We start from the raw sequence: 16387 nt of genomic DNA, 5'->3' as shown, positions 1-16387 counted from the left end.
GCGCCGCTCTTTCTTGTCGCGATCGTCCCACGCATACCGGAGCCTGATCTCCAGATGCTTCGCCTTCTTGCGCATCTCAGGCGTGATCAAGGTTGACGGGGAGATGTCGGCGGCATAGTTGTGATCGGTAGAAGCTGCCCGCTTCGCAAAGTTCTTTGCGCCGTCCTGATCTCCAATCAGGGCGGCGTTTCCATTTTCGGGGTCAGGCGGGTCACGCGGCGTCTCTGATGAGACCAAAACCTGAGACATATATCGAGAAACATCGATAACAGCAGGTGTCTCAGTTCCGGCTAAGTGATTGATTTTTGGTGGGGACGGCATGCCTGCCGGGCCCACCACGACACCCATCCAAGGACATACGCATTCGTCTAAGAAGATCCGATCCGCGGGACCGCATTCAATATCGCTACCACGCGGACGTCACGCGAGATTCGTCGGAGCGACTGTTTCAGTTCTTGAAACAAGCATTGCACTAAAATGCCATACCTAATTTCAATGCAGACATGATCGCCCGCCTCATTCCTTTGGGAGCTAAAAGAGCTGCCGGAAGTGATCTAACTCATGTCCAGTCTCGGCCGTACTGCGTCAATGAGGCGTTATGGAATATTGGAGCTGAGCACCGCAGCACAAGCGCGGCTTTACCGCTCTTTGGTCCAGACAATCATGCCCCGAATCGCTCGCCCAATTCCAGCTTTGCCGAATGCCGCGTGCACATCATGCAGCGGGAACCTACCGCGCGCCGTCTTGCAGCCAAGATTATCGTCCCTCAGTCAGGCATCTCAATGAGGCAAACCTCTCGCAAAATTCCGATTGCTTTCAGAAATGCCTCGTCATGGCTGACGACGAGCATCGCCCCATCATAAGCGCGCAAACCGCTCTCAACGATTCCGACAGAATCGAAGTCCAGATGGTTAGTCGGCTCGTCGAGGATCAGCAAGGGTGGCGCAATCGGACCACCTAGAACGCAAGCAAGGCCGGCGCGAAGCAATTGACCGCCGCTCAGGCTTGCAACCGTCTGCAGCGCCGCATCGGCACGAAACATGTACTGGGCCAGACTCGCCCGACATGTATTTTCTTCTGCGGTTGGATTGATGCGTCGGAAATTCTCCAGAATAGATCGCGAAGGGTCGAGCAGGCTGACGGTCTGGTCAAACATCGCGAATCCCGCCACCACCTGCACGCTACCGCTCCAAGGCAGCAGGGAGCCGCTGAGAAGTCGAAGGACAGTCGTCTTGCCCGACCCGTTCGGGCCGCGTAGAGCGACCCGCTCCGGCCCCGTCACAGATAATGAGAAGTCTTTGAGAACCGGCGTTTTCCGGTCGTAACCAGCGCTGACGGCGTCGATCTGCAGAATCGCTTTTCCTGCAGGCACGATTGCGGGAGGAATCAGAACCGTGAACGGTTGCAGGACTTCAAGCCGCTCGCGCGCCACATGCCTGTCTTCCAACGCCCGCGCGCGCCGCCGATCCGAAAACCGGCGGCTCTCCCCGCCCCTGTCCTCGCTGCGATCCTTGCGCGCCCCTAAAAGAATGCGCGGCATATCCCCCTTCGCCCGCTTCTTACGTCCGCCTGCATCCTTGCGCGCTTTTGCTTCGGCGACATCCTGAGCCTTTCGATCGATTTCAGTGACGCGCTTCTCGGCATCGGCCAATCCACGCCGGGCAGCGGCGAGCTCCAGTTGTTTGCTCTGGCGATACTGGCTCCAGTTGCCGCCATAGCGGGTGGCCCCGAGCGAGGACAGTTCGACGATGACATCCATGCCTTCGAGCAGCTCCCGATCATGGCTGACAATAATGGCCCCGCCCTGCCATCCAGCCAGCAGTTCGACCACCGTCTGTCGGCCATCGCGATCGAGATTGTTCGTCGGCTCATCCAGCAACAGAAAATCAGGCCCGGCGGCAATCAGTGCCGCTAGCCGCGCTCGTGTCGCCTGCCCGCCGGACAGTCGGGTCAGCGGCGTCTCTGGGGACACGTCCAACCCTACGCTGGCGAGAGCCGCAGCGATCCGCCGTTCGAGAGTCCAGTCGGCACCTGCAACCTCATCGCCGGTGGCCTCGCCTGCCTCGGCACGTCGCAACACGGCCAATGCCGTGCGCGCGCCGAACAGGTCGATGATCGCTTCACCATCCGTAATCTGGACGCTCTGCCGCAGCAAGCCGACGGTCCCGTTGACGGTCACGCCTGATACCGACGGGCTATCGCCTGCGATCAGGGACAGCACCGTCGTCTTACCCACGCCATTGCGGCCGACAAGGCCTGTCCGCTCGGTTGCAAACGTCAGATCAATATTGGAAACAAGCGTGCGGCCATCAGGCGCTGTGAGCGTGATACGAGACAGGATGATCGAAGAAGGCATGATGTTTGATATCTCCATGGGCAAGGCTATGAGGCTTGTCATGGATAAAATTCATCGTGCTCTCCTGTTGGTCGCTATGATGCGCTGACGGGTGCGTGGGTTACCCAACACGATCAGCGTGCTGCGCTATACGCAAGCGCAGACCCCTTCAAACTCAAAAATTATGTCGTTGTCTTGACGCCGAGCGCCTCCGCCATGCGAACGAGATCTGCGACAGAGCGTGCGTCCATCTTCTTCATCATGATCCCGCGGTGGATCTTGACGGTCACCTCGCTGACATCCAGGATTCCAGCGATCTGCTTGTTCAGAAGCCCCGACGTGACGAGTGAGAACATTTCGCTTTGTCGCGGTGTAAGGCTCGCGAGCCTCGTTCGCAACTCGGACAACGCGCTGTCACGCTCGCGTCGGAGACGATCCTCTTCGAGCGCACGCATGACTGCATCGAGCATGTCCTGATCGCGAAATGGCTTGGTCAAAAAGTCGACGGCGCCAGCTTTCATGGCCCGCACCGACATCGGAATATCGCCGTGACCGGTCATAAACACGATCGGAATACGAAGTCCCTGCTTGATCAGCGTATCCTGAAAGTCGAGACCGCTGAGGCCAGGAAGCCTGATGTCGAGAACGATACAACGCGGCATATCTGGCAATTCGCTGGCAAGCAGCTCCGCAGCGGAGCCAAACACCTTCACGGCGATGTCCATCGAGCGAAACAAATAAGTCATCGCAACACGCATCGACTCGTCGTCATCGACCACAATGACAACCTGCTGAGGCTTGGGATGTTCTCTCGTCATGGTACGTACATCGCAATAAGCTCGCGCACCATTCCCGGCATCAGCATTCTTCGGTGGCTACACATCGGCCTCAATTCCGTTCGTTTGCCTCTTCCGGGGGCAGCTCGAATTGAAATACGGCACCCAACCTAGCGGGATTTGGCATAGCCCACAAACGACCGCCATGGGCCTCCACGATCGAACGACAAATCGACAATCCCATTCCAAGACCGCTGGCCTTCGTGCTGAAAAATGCATCGAACAACGGCTCCGGATCGTCCGGAATGCCTGGACCGGAATCATCAAAAGCGACCGCGACACGGCCAGTGTTCTGGCGGAAGGACCGGATCACCAGAATCCGCGCGCGATCCGTGATGTCCTGCATTGCCTCGATGGCGTTCATCACCAGATTGATGACGACCTGCTGCAACTGCGTCCGGTCGGCGACGATCGAAGGAACGTCTTTCAGATCGAACCGCAGCAGGACGTTCCGTGCGTCCAACTGGCGGCGGAGCAGTGCCTCGACTTCCTCAATGATCTCATTGACCGAAACAGGGCTCTTCTCGAAGTGAGCTTTCGTCATCAATCCGCGGACCCGCCGGATCACGTCCGCGGCGCGATTGCCATCTTTGACGATCCACTCCACGGCACCTCGAACATTTCCAAGGTCCGGCTCTCTACGATCAAGAAATCGCAGGCAAGCCTGACCGTTGGCGACGATGGCTGCGAGCGGCTGGTTCACTTCATGCGCAATGGTTGCGCTTATTTCGCCAAGCGTCGCGACACGGGCGGCATGCGCTAGAGCCGATTGTGCCGCATAAAGCGCCTCCTGAGACTTCCTTGCCTCGGTGACATCCATCAGCGCTCCGATCACCTCACCATGGCCGGCCTCATAGGTGACCCGCCGGGCGATTACATGCAGATATTTCAGACTTTGGTCCGGCATCAGCAGGCGAATTTCGTAATCCCACTGCTCGCCACCTTCGAGCGCTTGATTGAGCTCGCCTACCATTTTCAAGCGATCGTCGGGATGAACGCACCTGAGGACCAGGTCGGTCGTAACTCTGGTTTCGAGCGGCTGTTGCATAATATGATAGGTCTGTTCAGACCAGAAATGTTCACCGGTTTCAGTATTCAACGCGAAGCTGCCGGTGCTGCTGAGTTTCTGCGCTTCCGCGAGGTAAGCCTGGTTACGCTGCAGGGCATTTTCGGCCTGCTTCCTGTCCTCAATGTCCGTATTGGTGCCGTACCACCCGGCCACCGCACCTACCTCGTCCCGCAGCGGCTCGGCGCGGAACAGAAACCAGCGATATGCACCATCGGCACGACGCATACGCGCTTCACATTCGCCCGGCACTTTGGCTTCGAGCATTTTGGTCCAGGTTGACTGCAATCCCGGAAGGTCGTCCGGGTGGATCACCGTCATCCATTGCCAGCCGAGAGAGTCTTCGAGCGTAAAGCCGGCATAGTCGAGCCACCGCTTGTTCAGATACTCCGCATAGCCATCGGGCTTCGTCCGCCAAGCCAGAATTGGAATATGATCGAGGGTTTGCCGAAGCTGCCGTTCCGCAGCGGCGAGACGCGCTTCGCTGTCGCGCAGTGCATTGTCGGCGTTCTTTCGGTCTTCAATATTGAAGCCGATGGAATACCATCTGACGATACGACCCTGATCGTCTCGAAGTGGCGTACGTCGGATACTGAACCATTGATAGACACCGTCCGCGCGGCGGATCGGCGCCTCGGTCATCAGCGGCTCGCCGCTGGCCAACGAGGCCTGCCATGCCGCCCGCTCCGGATCGTCCGGATGAAACAGCCCCGCACTTTTGGCGGCCACGACTTCGTCGAGAGTCATGCCGGTATAGTCGGTCCATACGGCGTTTACGTAACTATGAACACCGTCTGGCCGATAGGCCGAGATCATCGCGGGTATCGAGTCGATGGTGAGCTGAAGTTCACGCTGGATCTCCGCCAGTCTGGCTTCGTTCGCACGGGCCTTAGCTTTGGCATCCTTCAACGCGCGCTTCGCTCGTCGCTCCGAATCGCAGAGGAAAGAGACAAGCAACGCGGCCAGAGCGAAGAATACAAGTTGCGGGATATCGCTGACGCGCACGGAAAGCGAATATATCGGCTCGAGAAAAAAGTATTTGAACACGAAAACGGTCAGCGCCGTGGCGAAGATCGCCGGCACGATGCCTCGGCTCCATGCCACCAGCATGATGGCGAACGAGAACAGCGACGCTGACGGCGCAACACCGGACAGACGATGCAGCCCGAGGCCGCCGGCTAGTGTAGCCGCGATTGCCAGTGAGGCAATCGCGCCATCGGCGGCATGAGTCCTGAAGGGCTTCCGCACGTGAACGAACGACATAGAGGGGCTCCGCTGCACCCCGCCAGCGAGCTAGGCTGGCGCGGTTCAGAGTGATCGATTGACGTCGCCGACGTATTAACCCGCCGGAAGCGCTCGGCAAAATCGAAAATCGCCCTCCGACCCGGGATCATCGAGTCGCTCTCTCTCCACACTCCCTAGATGACGCTGACCACAACGTCGACATTGCCACGGATCGCCTTGGAATATGGACAGGTCTCGTGGGCGGCATCGACGAGCTTCTGTGCCACATTGCGTTCCAGTCCGGGCAGCCCGACATTCAACCGGGCCCGCAGAAAGTATGCGCCATCGGCCAGGCACAGATCGACCTCAGCATCGATCGTCGTGTCCGACGGCATCGTCACCTTCAGGCGCTTCGCCGCAAGCCCCATGGCGCCCTGGAAACAGGCCGACCAGCCGGCTGCGAACAATTGCTCGGGGTTGGTTCCGACATCGGTACTGCCCGGTGTCGCAAACCGAATATCGAGCCGTCCGTCCGAACTGCGTGCCGTACCGTTTGACCGGCCTCCCGAAGTATGGGTCTTTGCGGTGTAGATAACATTGTTGATAGCTGCCACGAAACTCTCCTGTTTAGGGTGATGCAATTACTTGGCGTAGCGGGTGAACACGTAGTCGCGGGCTCTCACGCGCGCCTCATGGCAGGCAAAACACGTCTCATGCTGCGCTTCATCCACCGGCTTGCCATCGATGAAGCGCCCGAATCCCCATCCCCCCGTTGCCGGATATTTTTTCGAATCCTTGACCATGATCTGGACTGTCGTCGCCGCTCCCGGAACGGACGCTGGCTCGAAATCAGGCGACTGAATATGCTTCCATGCGAGCTTCGCCAGAATGGTGCCATCGGGAAACGGCAGGGTTTGATCCTTGTAAGCCTTGATCGCGACAGCGTTCCCGAGGACGGACCGCAGTTCGTTCAGCGGCTCGGCTTCCTGTGCCGGCGCGATCAGCTCCCACTGGCGATAGCCGGCCGGGATGTGCACCCCGTAGATCGGCGACGCGTCACCCACTTCCGCGCTTCCCGACTCTCCCGAACCCGCGATCAGGACCGACGCAGCGGCTGCCGCTGCGAGAACCATGGCCACAAACAATTTCATTCTCGATCTCCCGGCATCTGGTGCATTACAAACGGCTGGCATCGGCGACCGCGGAGGCGAATGCCTGCGGAGCTTCTTGCGGCAGGTTGTGGCCGATGCCGCCCTTGAGCTGCCGATGCATATATTTTCCGGAGAATTTCTTGGCATAAGCACCGGGCTCCAGATGAGGCGCGCCGTTGGCATCGCCTTCTAGCGTAATTGTCGGCACTGCAATCGCCGGCGCCGCGGCGAGCCTGCTTTCGAACACATCATATTTCGCCTCGCCCTCGGCCAGTCCGAGACGCCAGCGATACTTATGAATGCAGATGCTGACTTGATCGGGATTGTCGAGCGCCGCAGCGCTGCGTTCGAATGTCGCTTCGTCGAACTGCCACTTTGGTGAAGCAAGCTGCCAGATCAGTTTTGCAAACTCGTGACGATATCTGTCGTAGCCGACCCGGCCGCGTTCAGTCGTGAAGTAGAATTCGTACCACCAACGCTTTTCGTCCGCGCGCGGCAACGGCACCTTGTCGGCTTCGCGGTCCTCGACGTCATAGCCACTGACCGACACCAACGCCTTGCAGCGCTCGGGCCACAAGATTGCAACGATGTTGGCCGCACGCGCGCCCCAATCAAACCCGCCGAACACCGCACTTTCGATCTTGAGGGCATCCATCAGGGCAATGACGTCCACTGCGAACGCGGCCTGCTGACCGTTTCTGATCGTATCGGCGGCCAGAAACCGGGTTGCGCCATACCCGCGCAGATAGGGCACGATGACGCGAAAGCCCTTTGCGGCCAGGATCGGCGTGACGTCTGCGAAGGCGTGGATGTCATAAGGCCAACCGTGGAGGAGGATGACCACCGGCCCATGGGCCGGACCGACATCGGCATAGGCTACATTCAATACGCCGGCATCAATCCGCCGCAGCGGCCCGAACGCAGCGCCGGTCGCGCCTTTTACCCCCTGTACATTTCCCGACGCTTTGGCACTGGCAGATCCCGGAAGGCCGAGGGAAGCCACGGCAACTGTCGTTGCAGCTGCTGCAAGCAGCCTGCGGCGCCGCTCGTCGATTTGATCAGACACGCGATTTCTCCAAATGACTTCGCCGCGCCATGCATGCGCGGACGGGCATCGCGCGAACTCCGGAGGGTACCCATCATCCCCAAGCCAAGTGGATATGCTCGAGTTCGCGCTGAGGATTAGGAGTGGCGCAAACCGCGCGCGCATCAAATCGTGCTGTCGGCCCTCGGACTAACACCTAGGTGTTAGTCCGCTCTCTCAATTGTAGAGAGGCGAGCAACATTCCGCTTCCATCAGGATCGCATTAACCAATGAGGGCATAGACGTGATCACCAACAATTAGGAACCTGATGATGCAGATTCCCCGCAATCGGCACAATCGGCAAGCAACCAGACGGCCGTCCAAACCGCGGCGGGGGATTTGCAAAGCGGCGTGCCCTTTGAAATCCCGGTCAGCACGGACGGAGCCAACGGAACCATCAAGGGTGAATTTAGCTACAGCTTTCTACAGCCCGCGGGCCAGGACATCTACTTCACACCCGGGCAATCTGCCGCGCCCGATATGGCCAAGCAGGCGATGACGAGTGCGCTTCAACATTTTCTGCTCGCCATCCAGGAAGACGGGAAGGCAAGCAGTCCAACGCACACCAGTGTCCATGCCGTCGACACCTATTCGACAAGCACAAGCTTCCAGGGGCAGAATTCAGCCTTCAAGTTGTCGGGACGCTTCTCGTTCGACGCGGGGACCACGTCGATCACGGCCTGATGTGCGCTAGATCGACCCGCGCGCAGCCCTGTGGCAGAAAAGCGAGTCCAGTCAAAACGTTCGGCGGCGGGCAATCTTTCGAGCCCGCCGCAATCATATCAAATCCAGCTACAGGCGCCGCACGCTAAACCTGGTACTTGCTGACATCGATAATCGCAGAGGCAAATGCCTGCGGCGCTTCCTGCGGCAGGTTGTGGCCGATGCCGCCCTTGATGAGACGATGCTGGTACTTGCCCGAGAATTTTTTAGCATAGACGTTGCTGTCGGGGTGAGGTGCCCCGTTGGCATCGCCTTCGAGGGTGATCGTCGGAACGGAGATGACGGGCGCTGCAGCGAGCCTTTTTTCAAGATCGTCGTACTTCGCCTCCCCCTCGCCCAGTCCGAGGCGCCATCGATAATTGTGAATCGAGACGCTGACATGATCCGGATTGTCGAGGGAGGCAGCGCTTCGATCGAAGGTCGCGTCGTCGAATTGCCATTTCGGTGAGGCTATCTGCCAGATCAGCTTGGCAAAGTCGTGCCGGTACTTGTCGTATCCTGCCCTGCCGCGCTCGGTCGCGAAATAATACTGATACCACCATTGCAACTCCGCCTTCGGCGGCAAGGGTGCCTTGTTGGCATCCTGGCTGCCGATGAGGTAGCCGCTCACCGACACCATTGACTTGCAGCGTTCCGGCCACATGGCAGCAACGATGTTCACGGTCCGCGCGCCCCAGTCGAAACCTGCGAGATGCGCCTTATCGATCTTGAGAGCGTCCATCAGGGCAATGACATCGACCCCAAGAGCAGCCTGCTGGCCATTGCGAAGCGCGTCGCTGGATAGAAATCGCGTCGTGCCATAGCCCCGTAAATGCGGAATAATCACTCGGAATCCGCTTGAGACCAGAATCGGCGCGACTTCGACAAAGGCGTGAATATCGTACGGCCAACCATGCAGCAGGATGACCACCGGGCCGTCTGCCGGTCCCGTATCGACATAACCAACATTGAGCACACCCGCGTCGATCTGCTTCAATGGACCTAATTGCGCCGGCACACCCTTGTTGCCGGATAACTTGGCCGGTTTGGCTTCCGCCGAGCTCAAGCCCAGTTGAGCAAACGCGAAGGTTGCAGCCGCGACGCCGAGCAGATGCCGCCGTTCTTCGTTGAAATCGCTATCCATCAGATCCTCTCCAGATTGCTACGTCGAATAATGTCGCGAAGTGTCCCCGCACGGCGCGGCGTTCAAGAATTGGCGGACGCATGCTCTCCGACCGAAGCCGCCTCACTGATATACAAGCACCCATCCGGTGCGCGTATCGGCTCCCAAGACAGCCAACTACGACCAAGGTGTTAGTCGTCGATCCATGAGTGCCATGGGAGCCATAAGTCCGGCGGATTAGCTATCGCCATCGGGCCCTACCTCCCGGCGCAGATTCACGAACGGGCTTTCGATGCACCCGCCCAATACGGCATGGAGTCGTTATGAAGACATGGCTGATCACCGGATGCTCCAAAGGGCTCGGCAAAGCGCTTTCGGAAGCCGTTCTTGCAGCCGGCGACCGCCTTGTGGCGACTGCGCGAAACTCGAAGGAACTGACTTATCTGCGCGACAGATACGGAGATCTGGTCCGGGTTGCCGATCTCGACGTCACGAACGATCAGAGCGCGCAAGATGCGGTCAATCTGGCAATGCAGTCGTTCGGAAGCCTGGATATCGTCGTCAACAATGCCGGATATGGCGAGTTGGGATCTGTCGAGGAGACCTCGCTTACCTCGTTTCGGAGCCAGATAGAGACCAATCTTCTCGGGACGATCATCGTCACCAAAGCGGCCATTCCAACGCTTCGCGCCCAGCGACGCGGAAACATCATCCAGGTTTCATCGACGGGTGGCCGGATCGGCGCACCGGCGCGCGCCGCTTACTCGGCTGCAAAATGGGGCGTGGAAGGATTCTCGGAATCGCTCTCACGTGAAATGAAGCTGATCGGTGTCCATGTCACCATCGTCGAACCCGGCGGGTTACGCACGGATTTTGCGCGCTCCTCTGACAAAGCTTGTGAGGGGCGCCCCGAATATGATGCCGTCGTCGGCGCGACCATCCGAATGCAGCGACAATATCACGGCCAACAGCCCGGCGATCCTGCCAAGGCCGCTTCGGTGATCATGACACTGGCCAACATGGACAAGCCTCCACTGCGCATCGCGCTTGGTAGCGACGCCGTGCAGGCGATCGAAGCGGCGGACGAAGAGCGCTTTTGCGAGATCGATCGCTGGCGTAGCCTTAGCCGATCCATCGACTTCTAAGCGTGATCGCTCTCAGTGGCACGCGAGCCTTCATATTCGAATAGCTCCAGAGAGCCGGAGATGCGGCGCCCACAAGACGGATCGCAGAGCGTCCTTCCGCAGGCTTGCATTTCCTCTTCGCTACATGGAGATGGCGCGTGACCCTGTCGATCCTCGCCTATGCCGCCGGTGTGCTTACCATCGCATCACCCTGCATCCTTCCGATCCTTCCCATCGTCCTCGCTGGGACGGGGAAGCCATTCCGCCGCAGCGGACTACCTCTCCTGATTGGCCTCGCACTGACATTTGCGGCTGTCGCAAGCCTGGCGGCAGTCGCCGGCGGATGGGCCGTCGAGGCCAACCGTGCAGGTCGGGCCATCGCCCTTGTTGCGGTGACACTGTTCGGCCTTTCGATGCTGCTTCCGGGCTTGGCCGCGCGCCTGATGGCGCCCCTGGTCTTCGTCGGTGCTCGCCTATCAGACCGGGTTGGGCGACGCGGCAGCGGCGACAATCAAACATGGCAAGCATCCATCCTGCTCGGCGTCGCAACGGGGTTCGTATGGGCCCCGTGTGCAGGGCCCGTGCTGGGATTGATCCTGACCGGAGCGGCCTTACGCGGCCCCGGCCTGGAAACCACGCTGCTCCTATTTGCTTACGCACTAGGAGCTTCGACCTCCCTTGCCGTCGGCATGCTATTGGGCGGTCGCCTGCTCGTGCTAGTGAAGCAGGCGATGCCATGGGGCGACGGCTTGCGTCGCAGCCTTGGAGCAGCGATCGTGATCGGTGCAGCAGCCATCTGGACGGGGCTGGACACCGGAACACTGACGCGCCTGTCCCTGCCCAGCACGTTCGCATTCGAAAACAACCTCGTGACGACGCTCCGTCCGCAGGCGATAGGTCCCAAATCAACTGCCCCCGATTCGGCGGAAAGCCCTGCACTGCCGCAGCCGCTATCCTCGGTGCTGGGTGCGGTGCAATGGCTCAACACGCCGCCACTGACCGCGGCAGATCTGCGCGGCAAGGTCGTGCTGGTGAATTTCTGGACCTATTCCTGCATCAATTGCCTTCGAGCTCTCCCCTATATCCGCGGCTGGGCCCAAAAATATCGAGATCGAGGCTTGGTCGTCATCGGGGTGCACACACCGGAGTTCGCTTTCGAGAAGGACGTTGGCAATGTCACCAAGGCGGCGGCCATGCTGGGCGTCAGCTATCCGATCGCAATCGATAGCGACTTTAAGATCTGGCGAGCTTTCGACAACAACGCCTGGCCGGCTCTGTATTTCATTGGTGCCGACGGCCGCGTTCGACACCAGGCCATCGGCGAAGGCGACTATGTCGCCTCCGAGAACGCTATTCGTCAGTTGCTGGCCGAAGCGGGTCGCAATCCCGAGACGGAAGTCGCGGGAATCGAGGGCGAAGGTGTTCAGGCCGCTGCAGACGGCGTTGATGTGCAAACTCCAGAGACCTATCTCGGCTATGGACAGGCGACCGGCTTCACCTCGCCCGGGGGCGCGCGCGAGGACGTCCCAAGTTCTTATCGCGACATCGCGCACCTGCCGCTCAACCGGTGGACGCTCGACGGCGTTTGGACCATTAGCCGCGAGTTTGCAGAACTTTCGGACAAGACCGGTAGCATTTCATTTCGTTTTCACGCACGAGACCTTCATCTGGTGGTGGGACCTGCTGTGACCGGCGCGCCGATACGCTTTCGCGTCACGATCGATGGTGCGCCCCCTGGGGCGAATCACGGCGCCGACACCGACGCTGACGGCTGGGGGAGCATCATGGACACGCGGCTCTATCAATTGATCCGTCAGTCGTCCGGCATCGTCGATCGCACATTCAAGATCGAGTTTTCAGGGGGCGGCGTGCGCGCTTATGTTTTTACGTTCGGCTGAAGAGCACGAGAGCGGTGGTAGCTAATTAGGCTACCTTCACGATATAAGTGAAATGGACGCAAAGATGAATCGATCAAGTTCGTGATCGAACACACGATCGCGAATGGGATTTTGCGAAAACGACGAACGCCGCGGCCCGCCGCTAATCGTCCGACAGCTCGTATTGCCGTCGAAGCTCTATAGTTAAGGCTCCCACGATCCGCGCGCATTTAATGTACGCAAGGGAATCTTCGGGGCTCGTGACCGCGGTCCAGCCGGGGCCCTCCGAGGTTTGGACTTTTCTAATTTCGATGCTGATGCCTAGAGGACACTCCGAAAAATCTTTCATCCGTTCGCGGATAATTTCGGTCAGTGCGTGTTTGGACGCAGGAGTTTTACACACAACACCCTCCCAAAAGCGGATCGTAGCATGTAACGACAGGCTTCGCTCTCCTGTTTGGGCCTCAGTCCGGGACGCGCATTCAGCGCAACGCTCGGTACGCCGACCAAGACCTTTATTTCAGCACTATCCACGCGGGAGCATGGTCGCTCGGGTCCGGCTTACTGCGAACCGCGCGATCAGCGCCGGCATCCTTGAGGCGCGGCCGCAACGCGGGGCTGAGAAGCAGATGGTCGATGCGGAGGCCGGCGTCCCGCCGTAGCGGTTTCGCCAGTACGACCAGAACGTATACATCGGATTATCCGGATGGCGCTCGCGCAGCATCGGGATCATTAGTGAACCTCAGCCGGATCTTCGGTCATATCCAAAAAGTGGTCGTCGATAGCGTCTCCTCTCTCTGAGGTGAGGCTCCGGCCGCGATCCAGCGCCTCGACTCAAACGCGTTGCCGCTACAGCGATCATTCGTCCATCAGCCGTTATGGAATAACGGAGGGGTGGGCCGCAAAATCGGAAAAAATGTTGATGTTAGTGCGGCCCTCCAAGCCGATCGGCTGACCCGCATGGAGGTCAATTTGGAGTCGATCAAGGAGAGCCTGACCGAGATTGAAGCCAGGCTTAGGCCGCGGTGACCTTCATTGACCAACTGACCCTCCTCGCGGCATCCTATCAGCCGGCGTCATAGCGCTGTTTCTGGCCGTCCTTGGGCTGGCATAGCTGGCGACCCGCCATAAGGGCTACTGGTTCTAGGGCAATGGTGGCGGCGGCCTTCGCTCAAGACCGCGTAGTCATTCGCCGAACCGTCCAAACTGCCGCTCGTTCGAACATCGCGTGCGATTTCGCCTGCTCGCCATTCTTCAGGTCAATCCCCACCGGGGTCGGGACGTGTCACGCCGTCAACGATTGGAAAATGATATTTGGGCATGGGAAACTCACTCCACTCCGTAAAAATGCACAAATCTTCATGACGATCGTTTACGGAACCTGGCACAGGCCGTCAGATATTCCGGCCGACGCTTTCGTTTTTATGCTCGAAATCAGGATTACGGCTAGACCTTCACAGTCGCGGATATCAGTACGCGGTGTCTACCTTGACTCGTGATGAAGCGCGTCGATTAGCGAGGACATTTCTCGGCTGCCTGAACTCGTGAAGCGTCCGCCTTATTGATGAGGAACGCTTCTCGGCCGCTGTGCATTATTTTGCAAACAGGGAGCAGTCAGATGCCTGAATTTTCAGACGAACAGATTCGCGAACTTGCCTACCGGTTGTGGGAGAAGGCCGGTAAGCCGGATAAAGATCCTGCCGACTTCTGGCATCAGGCCAAGAGCGAGCTTGAAGCCGATGCCCCGGGCGATGCCCCAAAGCCAATGCCAGAATAGAATAAACGCCCCATCATCGGGAGCTCTTGAATTAGGGTGACGACTATGGGGACGAGGGTGCTAAAATTGCCGGCAGCGACGCCAACAGTCCCGAAGGTACCCCGATGCAACCTGAAGTATTGGTCGCCTGCCGCACATTGGTGTGGTTGACTAACTTATCGTCGTGCTGATTCGTGGCTCCTACCGACGACAGGGAAGGCCCCGTCAGAAGCGGAGAGTTCCATGGAGGGCTTGCTCTATCATCAGTCAATTGAACGACTGCAGCGCGATCTGCTTGTTAGCCGACACCGCGCCAAACTGCTGGGGCTTGGCCGTCTGACCAACCTCGTAGATATGGCGCTAACTAATTTGAGCGACAATACAGCGGTCTCTACAACAGGCACCGCTACGATGCCGGCGAGCTTGCATGATCGACTAGAGTATCGCGTGCTTTTTATCGGTCGCGACGGATTATTGAAGCGGTCTTTTCCGCTCATTGCAGATGACGACGAAGCTGCACGATGTGAGGCATATTCACTTATCTTCGGCTTCGAAGTGCAGCTTTGGCACTCCGAACGTAAGGTATGCAGACTCAACTATCGCCAGCCCTCAGAGGCCGAACCGGTCAAACCCGTCGAGGCTGCCACTACGGAGCATTGAGCACGGGGTTTCTTTACAAGTGGCTAAATGAGACCGTACTTGGGCCGACAGGGGATTTTACTTAAGCGATGTGCTGATTGCGTTGAACTTAGCGCTCAACTTCGTTCCAATACCGTTGACGGCTGATATAATAACCAGCGCAATGCCCGCTGCAATGAGACCATACTCGATTGCGGTCGCGCCCGACTCGTCAGCAATGAACGCCTTTAGATATTTCATGAAGCAATCGGACCGCAATTTATTTAACGAAGCTTTAAGGAGCACTGCGAAACAGATGTTCGCGCTGTGACGTTGCTCTCGTCCCCCATGACACCGCGAGAAACCCGATCACGCCAGTGGGTTGGTCGCCTCAGTAGGTCTGGAAATTGCGAAATCGCTTTCGACTAAAGCTGATCTCGCAGTAGCCCTTATTCAATAGCCCCGCTCTTGGGCAACAAAGCGAGCCGCCTCAACGGCCGATCGCACTTGCGCGCCGTTATGTCGCCCGAATCACTGCTGCATGTTGAATCGTAATCGCGCAGCCGGCCCATTCGACTGCGCGTCCCAGACCACCCTGCCGTCTATGAGCAACCGCATCTCATAGCGCATGATGCTGTTCTGCCGCCGCACGCCATTAACCTGCATGACGGAAGGAGAGGAAAATGAGCGACGACATTATACAAGCCATGGCCCTGGCCGGTCGGATTTCGGCCATGGCGGAAGACGTGCTGTCTGGCATCGATCGCGCGATGAAAAAAATGAAATGGCCGAACGAATACAAGATCATCGTGTGGGAGGCGATTGCCGAGGAGGCATCATCGCGGGCCGAAATGGCATTGAGAAGCAATTGAGATGCATCGGTCACGAAAAAGGCCGCTATCAAAGCCATGAGCATTAAGCACGCTTGGGCTATCCGGAGTTCGTCATTGCCACTCGCAGATTCAAAGTAGGAGCCTCGGTGGGCCAGCGTCGTCGGCGACCGGGCAGACAGTCCCGCCCTAAGCGGGTACACGGGCACATGCCCCATTTCTACTTCCAGATCCGAAGCGCAACGCGCCGTGCCACCGCCGGCAACCCTGTCAGATTCTCGGATTATGCTGCTGCGCGGGATGAGGCCGCCGGGATTTTTACGGATTTCGCACGGAACATCGCCATCGATTTGGCGAGTGACCCGGTGTGGCAACTGGAGGTGCTTGACGGCGACGGTAGGCCCATTTTCCGTATCAAGGTCGCTGCCGAGACGCAGTGAGAAACCTCACTGGTTACCCTGAGGCAGCCTTACTCCGGTGGCCGGAGTTCGCCCTTCAACCAACCCGTTACTCGCTCTGTCTTCAGTGGGTCTGGGCGCTCGCAATCCAAGCACTGAAACGTGCGCAGTCCCTTGCCGCCGGGTGGCAATGCAAGGATCAAAGGTGCCCTGCAATGAGGGCAAGTTGGCCGTTCGGCTTGTCCCATGACAGAATTCTGCC

Annotated in this window: 16 protein-coding genes and 1 pseudogene; 7 read left to right on the top strand and 10 right to left on the bottom strand. The window is 58.7% G+C overall.

Translation table 11 applies throughout. The features are described from left to right. The 7 genes from JWR89_RS17410 to JWR89_RS17380 all read right to left on the bottom strand — a co-directional run. Positions 1-339 (bottom strand): hypothetical protein (locus JWR89_RS17410; protein WP_299718348.1); only part of this gene is annotated, 339 nt, incomplete at its 3' end. 427 nt (positions 340-766) lie between these two features. Continuing rightward, the gene (locus JWR89_RS17405; protein WP_299718346.1) at positions 767-2356 is read right to left on the bottom strand and encodes an ABC-F family ATP-binding cassette domain-containing protein; all 1590 of its coding nucleotides are present in this window, start codon (positions 2354-2356) and stop codon (positions 767-769) included. Between the two features lie 161 nt (positions 2357-2517). Continuing rightward, positions 2518-3153, bottom strand: coding sequence for a response regulator (locus tag JWR89_RS17400; protein ID WP_299718344.1), 636 nt, complete (start codon positions 3151-3153; stop codon positions 2518-2520). A 70-nt stretch (positions 3154-3223) separates the two neighbouring features. Beyond that, the gene (locus JWR89_RS17395) at positions 3224-5500 is read right to left on the bottom strand and encodes a PAS domain-containing protein (RefSeq protein WP_299718342.1); all 2277 of its coding nucleotides are present in this window, start codon (positions 5498-5500) and stop codon (positions 3224-3226) included. A gap of 155 nt (positions 5501-5655) precedes the next feature. Further along, complete coding sequence (locus JWR89_RS17390; protein ID WP_299718340.1) at positions 5656-6075, bottom strand: organic hydroperoxide resistance protein; 420 nt, start codon at positions 6073-6075, stop codon at positions 5656-5658. A gap of 27 nt (positions 6076-6102) precedes the next feature. Beyond that, positions 6103-6612: a cytochrome P460 family protein gene (locus JWR89_RS17385; RefSeq protein ID WP_299718338.1), complete on the bottom strand. Its 510-nt coding sequence runs from the start codon at positions 6610-6612 to the stop codon at positions 6103-6105. Between the two features lie 25 nt (positions 6613-6637). Next, positions 6638-7678, bottom strand: a complete 1041-nt coding sequence (locus JWR89_RS17380) for an alpha/beta hydrolase (protein WP_299718335.1) — start codon at positions 7676-7678, stop codon at positions 6638-6640. A 370-nt stretch (positions 7679-8048) separates the two neighbouring features. Between JWR89_RS17380 and JWR89_RS17375 the strand changes: the two genes are divergently transcribed. Continuing rightward, a complete protein-coding gene (locus tag JWR89_RS17375) occupies positions 8049-8381 on the top strand; it encodes a hypothetical protein (protein WP_299718333.1) in 333 nt (110 codons plus the stop codon). A 124-nt stretch (positions 8382-8505) separates the two neighbouring features. Here JWR89_RS17375 and JWR89_RS17370 read toward each other — a convergent pair whose 3' ends face one another. Then, the gene (locus tag JWR89_RS17370) at positions 8506-9543 is read right to left on the bottom strand and encodes an alpha/beta hydrolase (protein WP_299718331.1); all 1038 of its coding nucleotides are present in this window, start codon (positions 9541-9543) and stop codon (positions 8506-8508) included. Between the two features lie 302 nt (positions 9544-9845). Between JWR89_RS17370 and JWR89_RS17365 the strand changes: the two genes are divergently transcribed. Continuing rightward, on the top strand, positions 9846-10667 hold the full coding sequence (locus JWR89_RS17365) for an SDR family NAD(P)-dependent oxidoreductase (protein ID WP_299718329.1): 822 nt from the start codon (positions 9846-9848) through the stop codon (positions 10665-10667). A gap of 137 nt (positions 10668-10804) precedes the next feature. Then, on the top strand, positions 10805-12544 hold the full coding sequence (locus JWR89_RS17360; protein WP_299718327.1) for a cytochrome c biogenesis protein DipZ: 1740 nt from the start codon (positions 10805-10807) through the stop codon (positions 12542-12544). Positions 12545-13038: 494 nt separating this feature from the next. Here the strand turns inward: JWR89_RS17360 and JWR89_RS17355 are convergent. Beyond that, positions 13039-13244: pseudogene (locus tag JWR89_RS17355) on the bottom strand (endonuclease/exonuclease/phosphatase family protein); the annotation flags it as partial. 897 nt (positions 13245-14141) lie between these two features. Here JWR89_RS17355 and JWR89_RS17350 point away from each other — a divergent pair. Both JWR89_RS17350 and JWR89_RS17345 read left to right on the top strand, forming a co-directional pair. Next, positions 14142-14300 (top strand): DUF2934 domain-containing protein, encoded by a 159-nt coding sequence (locus tag JWR89_RS17350; protein WP_299718325.1) that lies wholly within the window; start codon positions 14142-14144, stop codon positions 14298-14300. 222 nt (positions 14301-14522) lie between these two features. After that, the gene (locus JWR89_RS17345; RefSeq protein WP_299718323.1) at positions 14523-14939 is read left to right on the top strand and encodes a hypothetical protein; all 417 of its coding nucleotides are present in this window, start codon (positions 14523-14525) and stop codon (positions 14937-14939) included. A gap of 57 nt (positions 14940-14996) precedes the next feature. Here the strand turns inward: JWR89_RS17345 and JWR89_RS17340 are convergent, their stop codons facing one another. Next, the gene (locus JWR89_RS17340) at positions 14997-15158 is read right to left on the bottom strand and encodes a Flp family type IVb pilin (protein ID WP_299718321.1); all 162 of its coding nucleotides are present in this window, start codon (positions 15156-15158) and stop codon (positions 14997-14999) included. Between the two features lie 422 nt (positions 15159-15580). Here JWR89_RS17340 and JWR89_RS17335 point away from each other — a divergent pair, with 422 nt between their 5' ends. Together JWR89_RS17335 and JWR89_RS17330 are read left to right on the top strand one after the other, a co-directional pair. Then, a complete protein-coding gene (locus tag JWR89_RS17335; protein WP_299718319.1) occupies positions 15581-15769 on the top strand; it encodes a hypothetical protein in 189 nt (62 codons plus the stop codon). A 167-nt stretch (positions 15770-15936) separates the two neighbouring features. After that, the gene (locus JWR89_RS17330) at positions 15937-16167 is read left to right on the top strand and encodes a hypothetical protein (RefSeq protein WP_299718316.1); all 231 of its coding nucleotides are present in this window, start codon (positions 15937-15939) and stop codon (positions 16165-16167) included. The last annotated feature ends 220 nt before the right edge of the window (positions 16168-16387 follow it).

Source organism: Tardiphaga sp. (genome assembly GCF_028290785.1).
GTDB lineage: Bacteria > Pseudomonadota > Alphaproteobacteria > Rhizobiales > Xanthobacteraceae > Tardiphaga.
The sequence above is the reverse complement of the archived record's forward strand: the minus strand, read 5'-3'. Positions and strand labels throughout refer to the sequence as shown.

Bases quoted from the DNA above. Each gene is read 5' to 3' on its own strand.
- JWR89_RS17400 (WP_299718344.1), bottom strand. From the start codon at position 3,153: ATGACGAGAGAACATCCCAAGCCTCAGCAGGTTGTCATTGTGGTCGAT.
- JWR89_RS17340 (WP_299718321.1), bottom strand. From the start codon at position 15,158: ATGAAATATCTAAAGGCGTTCATTGCTGACGAGTCGGGCGCGACCGCA.
- JWR89_RS17335 (WP_299718319.1), top strand. From the start codon at position 15,581: ATGAGCGACGACATTATACAAGCCATGGCCCTGGCCGGTCGGATTTCG.
- JWR89_RS17395 (WP_299718342.1), bottom strand. From the start codon at position 5,500: ATGTCGTTCGTTCACGTGCGGAAGCCCTTCAGGACTCATGCCGCCGAT.
- JWR89_RS17345 (WP_299718323.1), top strand. From the start codon at position 14,523: ATGGAGGGCTTGCTCTATCATCAGTCAATTGAACGACTGCAGCGCGAT.
- JWR89_RS17405 (WP_299718346.1), bottom strand. From the start codon at position 2,356: ATGCCTTCTTCGATCATCCTGTCTCGTATCACGCTCACAGCGCCTGAT.
- JWR89_RS17370 (WP_299718331.1), bottom strand. From the start codon at position 9,543: ATGGATAGCGATTTCAACGAAGAACGGCGGCATCTGCTCGGCGTCGCG.
- JWR89_RS17330 (WP_299718316.1), top strand. From the start codon at position 15,937: ATGCCCCATTTCTACTTCCAGATCCGAAGCGCAACGCGCCGTGCCACC.
- JWR89_RS17350 (WP_299718325.1), top strand. From the start codon at position 14,142: ATGCCTGAATTTTCAGACGAACAGATTCGCGAACTTGCCTACCGGTTG.
- JWR89_RS17385 (WP_299718338.1), bottom strand. From the start codon at position 6,612: ATGAAATTGTTTGTGGCCATGGTTCTCGCAGCGGCAGCCGCTGCGTCG.
- JWR89_RS17365 (WP_299718329.1), top strand. From the start codon at position 9,846: ATGAAGACATGGCTGATCACCGGATGCTCCAAAGGGCTCGGCAAAGCG.